General features: G+C 66.6%; 1 protein-coding gene. It reads right to left on the bottom strand.

Annotation, left to right across the window (positions count from 1 at the left end):
- Positions 1-7: 7 nt before the first annotated feature.
- Complete coding sequence (gene urtB, locus JMF90_RS38180; RefSeq protein ID WP_011547490.1) at positions 8-925, bottom strand: urea ABC transporter permease subunit UrtB; 918 nt, start codon at positions 923-925, stop codon at positions 8-10.
- Positions 926-1,063 lie beyond the last annotated feature (138 nt).

Raw genomic sequence — 1,063 nt, 5'->3', positions numbered from 1 at the left:
CGCACGCTTAAACGCGCCGCACCTTCGACGCGAACAGGCCCTGCGGGCGCAGCATGAGAATCACCACGACGGTGAGCAGCGTGAGCACGCGCGCTATCGATCCCGACAGGAAGAACTCGCTGATCGACTGCATCTGCGCGATGCCGAACGCCGACGCCACGGTACCGAGCAAGCTGGCCGCGCCGCCGAACGTCACGACGAGAAACGAATCGACGATATAGAGCGAGCCGCTCGTCGGTCCCGTCGAGCCGATGGCCGTGAAGGCCGCGCCCGCCACGCCCGCGATGCCGCAGCCGATCGCGAACGTCATGCGATCGGTGCGCCGCGTGTTGATGCCCGCCGCGTTCGCCATCGGCCGGTTCGCGACCGTGGCGCGCACGCGCAAGCCCCACCGCGAGCGATAGAGCGCGAGCAGCAGGCCGCCCGTCATCAGCAGCGCGAGGCCCATCACGAACATGCCGCTCACCGGAATGTCGAGGCCGGGCGTAGGTTCCCACGAACCCATCAGCCAGTCGGGCAGCGCCGGACTCACCTCCTTCGGCCCGAAGGTCGAGCGGAACACCTGCTGCATGCCGAGGCTCAGGCCCCAGGTGGCGAGCAGCGTGTCGAGCGGGCGCTTGTAGAGATGGCGGATCAGCGCCCATTCGGCGAGCCAGCCCGCCGCGAAGGCCAGCGCGAACGCCGCGACAATCGCGAAGAAGAAATACACGGGCGTGAGCGCGTGCCAGACGTTCTGCGAAAACCACGAAAACAGGTAGACCGTATAGGCGCCGATCGTCATGAATTCGCCGTGCGCCATGTTGATCACGCCCATCTGGCCGAAGATCACGGCGAGCCCGAGCCCCATCAGGAGCAGGACGCTGAAGAGGCTCAGACCGGCGAAGCCCTGCATCAGCGTGATGTTGAAAATATCGGTAGCGGACATCGAACGCTCCTCGCGCGGCGGCGTCATCGGCCGCCGCGCCGCTGCGGTTGACGGATTACATGTAGCCCTTGGGGAACGGATTCGGCTGGATCGGCTGCTCCGACTGCGCGACGACCTTGAACTGGCCGTCCGCCTGGC

The organism is Burkholderia sp. E168m23 (assembly GCF_016586125.1).
GTDB classification, from domain to species: Bacteria; Pseudomonadota; Gammaproteobacteria; order Burkholderiales; family Burkholderiaceae; genus Burkholderia; species Burkholderia orbicola.
Note: the sequence above shows the minus strand (reverse complement) of the source record. Positions and strands in the feature narration are given on the sequence as shown.

Coding starts and splice junctions, on each gene's coding strand:
- urtB (WP_011547490.1), bottom strand. CDS start 925: ATGTCCGCTACCGATATTTTCAACATCACGCTGATGCAGGGCTTCGCC.